General features: G+C 42.5%; 5 protein-coding genes. 4 read left to right on the top strand and 1 reads right to left on the bottom strand.

Annotated elements, in window-relative coordinates; genetic code table 11:
• Positions 1-38 precede the first annotated feature (38 nt).
• Together VB714_RS14910 and VB714_RS14905 are read left to right on the top strand one after the other, a co-directional pair.
• The gene (locus VB714_RS14910; RefSeq protein WP_204103882.1) at positions 39-260 is read left to right on the top strand and encodes an addiction module protein; all 222 of its coding nucleotides are present in this window, start codon (positions 39-41) and stop codon (positions 258-260) included.
• Positions 257-547, top strand: a complete 291-nt coding sequence (locus tag VB714_RS14905; RefSeq protein WP_323225400.1) for a type II toxin-antitoxin system RelE/ParE family toxin — start codon at positions 257-259, stop codon at positions 545-547. Before VB714_RS14910 ends, VB714_RS14905 begins: the two co-directional genes overlap by 4 nt.
• Positions 548-637: 90 nt before the next feature.
• Here the strand turns inward: VB714_RS14905 and VB714_RS14900 are convergent, their stop codons facing one another.
• Complete coding sequence (locus VB714_RS14900; RefSeq protein ID WP_323225399.1) at positions 638-1,360, bottom strand: Uma2 family endonuclease; 723 nt, start codon at positions 1,358-1,360, stop codon at positions 638-640.
• A 507-nt stretch (positions 1,361-1,867) separates the two neighbouring features.
• Between VB714_RS14900 and VB714_RS14895 the strand changes: the two genes are divergently transcribed.
• Positions 1,868-3,409 carry a DEAD/DEAH box helicase gene (locus tag VB714_RS14895; RefSeq protein WP_323225398.1) on the top strand — a complete coding sequence of 514 codons (1,542 nt, stop codon included), beginning with the start codon at positions 1,868-1,870 and terminating at the stop codon, positions 3,407-3,409.
• Between the two features lie 17 nt (positions 3,410-3,426).
• Positions 3,427-3,858 (top strand): Rpn family recombination-promoting nuclease/putative transposase (locus tag VB714_RS14890; protein WP_323225397.1); only part of this gene is annotated, 432 nt, incomplete at its 3' end.

Here is a 3,858-nt window from a genome sequence, read left to right as displayed (position 1 = left end):
TATAATCAAATCAGTATCATTCCTGCTAAAATAGTCCCATGTCCGACCTCACACAAAAAGTATTTCGAGAGGCTTTAGCACTATCTCCCATAGAGCGAGCAATGCTCATTGATGCCCTAGTTGATAGCTTAGACCAAAGCGATCCTCAAATCGACCAACTTTGGCTAGAAGAAGCCGAAACTCGTCTGCAAGCCAACCGTGAAGGGAAATTAGAAACCATTTCCGCATCACAAGTATTTGAGGAGATGAGAAATTTGTGAGAGTAGAGTTTTTAGCGATCGCGCGTCAAGAATTCCAAGAAGCAATTCAATATTACGAATCACAGCGTGTTGGACTCGGACAGGAATTTTGTAGTGAAATTCAAGGTACCATCAATCGCATCATCGCTTTTCCATCAGGATGGTTGTTACTCGGTGGAAATATTCGGCGATGTCAGACTCGGCAGTTTCCTTATGGTGTTATTTACACGGTAGAAAAAGAGAGAATTTTAGTGATTGCAGTTGCCCATCTTCACCGAAAACCTAATTTTTGGAGAAATCGCACTTAAAATACTTATTTCCTCGGGCAGAATACATAAAAATGAGAGGAATGCGATCGCAAGAATAAGAGTTCTATTGCAGGAGGATAATAGGAAGTTTCAGAGGTTATCAGGGTCTAACCCTTTCGCAATCAGGCGATCGCGCAACTCTTGCAATGTCCTCTGTACCTGTTCTTTTTCTTGTCGTTCCTCAATTTTCTGTCGTCGTTCCTCAATCCGTTCCCGTTCAGACTCATCTGGACTTCTTAAATACTCCCCCGTTTGAGGATTGAAAAAACGCATCTGACCATTGGGAAGTAAGCGCAGTTCTAACTCTAAAACCTCTGAATAAATAGACAGAGAACCATCTTCTAATCGATTTGGTGTAATACTTTGATAAGTATTTCCAACCAAACGCTTGCCTTTCAAAGGAGGATTGAGATAATCTCCCATCGGATCGTATTGGAAATATTCCAAAACCCCCATTTCTGAATAAGTATTGGGTTTATCTCGTTCATCTGTTCTGCGAGTGCTGGCAGATGTTACTTCTAAAACCCAATCGGGAGTTATTCCTCCTTCCTCCCAGACTTTGTAACTTCTGCGAGGGCGATTTTCTACTCCGAAGATAACGAATACATCAGGACTCACCACAGCATCGAGAACTCCCCGTTCGTAATAGAGGTAGAGATTACCAGAAACGTAGACATCTTCTTGGTTGTGAAAGCAGAATTTGAGGCTTTCTACACCATAAATTAAATAATCCCGTGCGGGGTCACTTTCTGCCATCGGTTCGCCATCGGGTTCGGGGTAAACAATCGGGGTTTTTAGAGGTGCGAGAGTCATGGTTTTCAAGGAGATGAACTAGATCATTTTTGAGCCAAGAGTAGAGGATTCGCATTTTAGGCGATCGCAGATATAGTAGTTCTATTGTACAAAAATTATAGCGCGATCGCACTTTCCCTCAAAGTCAGTTTATAGTCAGGCGATCGCTTTGGTTCGATTACACCAGATTATAGCGCGATCGCTCTTTCAGAAACCATGAGGTTAATTTCCTCTATTTCATCAGGAATGAGAAAATCATCTTCAGGGGGAAGTATATCTGAGTCGATCTGTGCAGGAGAAAGAACTTCTATAAATGCTTGACTTTTGGAGTAAGAGAAATGAACTAAAAAGATAATTTCATCTTCTGTAAAATCATTGTAGAACTTAACTCATTCTCCTACTATACACCTGTCCAAAGTGTTTGCAAACAGAAAATCAACAACTCGCTAAGGTGTGCGATCGCCAATTTCAGCAACTTGGAATACTGTTAGACTAAGTAATCTTGCTAGACGAATAACAACTCAAACTATGCCTCGCCTTTCCAAATTAACCTACCATCGAGGAACCTTATTATTGCACCCACCCCCCAAGGGAAAAGCCTGGATCGAGTATGCGACATGGGACGATCGCGTAGAGAAATTCCGCATTCCCGCGATGCACTATCGCCCCCTCATCGAAGCATTGCAAGCAGAGGGGACAAATTTTACCGATGAGGCTAAAGCATTTGTGCCTCTGGAATTAACCTCAAGTAGTGTGGAAATGACTCCATACACCCACCAGCAAGAGGCATTACAGGCATGGAAAATGGCGGGACGACAGGGGGTAGTTGTTTTACCGACGGCTTCGGGAAAGACCTATTTGGCGCAATTGGCGATGCAGTCCACCCCCCGCAGTACCTTAATTCTCGTGCCGACTTTGGATTTAATGCACCAATGGTACGCCCAACTTGAGGCGGCTTTTCCCGATGTGGAGTTGGGACTATTGGGAGGAGGATCTGGCGATCGCACTCCGCTTCTGGTTTCCACTTACAATAGTGCCGCTATTCACGCCGAAAATTTAGGCGATCGCTACGCTTTATTGATTTTTGATGAATGTCACCACTTACCCACCGACTTTTTTCGCGTTATTGCAGAATACGCGATCGCGCCCTATCGTTTGGGTTTGACAGCAACACCCGAACGATCGGATGGTTCCCATCGGGACTTAGAAGGGCTAATTGGGGCGATCGTCTATCGTAAAACACCGGAAGAACTTTCTGGACACGCCCTCGCAGAACATAAAGTTGTTGAAATTAAAGTCAAATTATCTCCCAAAGAACGGGAAACTTACGATCGCTCAATGAAGATTCGTAATGCTTTTTTGCGGGAATCTAATATTAGTTTAAGTAGCTTAAAAGGCTGGCAATTGTTCGTCCAGGCTTCAGCGCGATCGCAAGCTGGAAGAAGAGCAATGTTAGCACATCGAGAAGCGAAAGATATTTCTCTTTGTACCGATGGCAAACTGCGAGTTTTAGCGGAATTAATCGCCAAGCACTATCCGGAAAGAACGCTTATTTTTACGAATGATAATGCAACAGTTTATCGCATTTCCCAAGAGTTTCTCATTCCTGCATTAACCCATCAAACACCCGTTAAAGAACGCCACGGAATTCTCACGCAATTTAAAGAAGGAACTTATAAAGTTATTGTTGCCTCTCACGTCCTCAATGAAGGAGTAGATGTTCCCGATGCTCGTATTGCCATTATCCTATCAGGAACGGGTTCAATTCGAGAATATATACAGCGTTTGGGACGAGTTTTAAGAAAGGGTACTCAAAAAGATAAAGTCGCTATTTTATATGAAGTTGTTTCCGAAGAAACCAGCGAGGAACGAACATCAAAACGTCGTAAGGGAGATGAATCCCGAGATGTTAATCAAAAAGATTGGCAGAAACCCAAACCGAAGCAAAAACCAACAGAACCGAAACACAAACAGTTAGAAATTGTTAGCGATCGCCCTCTTTATGATGTTCCCGATCGCGCCACACCTAAAGCCACAGAATCTAAGGAAAGCTACGACACAAAAGAATAAATTAAGAGGTAAAATTCATGAAAAAACAAGAAAATATTGACCACGATCGCTTATTCAAAGAATTACTAACGGTCTTTTTCGTAGAATTTATCGAACTATTTTTCCCTGAATTACGAGAATATCTCGATCGCAACTCCGTAACCTTTTTAGACAAAGAAGTGTTTACCGATGTGACCAGAGGAGAAAAATACGAAACAGATTTAATTGTACAAGTTCGTTTTGCCGAACAAGACTCCTACTTTTTGATTCATATCGAGAATCAATCCTCCTTTGAAACAGGATTCGATCGCCGAATGTTTCGCTATTGTTCCCGCTTGCACGAAAAATTCAACCTCCCCATTTACCCCATTGTTATCTTTTCCTACGATCGCCCCAAAAAAGCCGCAACAAATCGCTATCAAATCGCCTTTCCAGACTTTAAAGTTTTGCAATTTAACTATCGAGTGATT

Source organism: Spirulina sp. 06S082 (assembly GCF_034932145.1).
Lineage (GTDB): Bacteria > Cyanobacteriota > Cyanobacteriia > Cyanobacteriales > Spirulinaceae > CCY15215.
The sequence above is the reverse complement of the archived record's forward strand: the minus strand, read 5'-3'. Positions and strand labels throughout refer to the sequence as shown.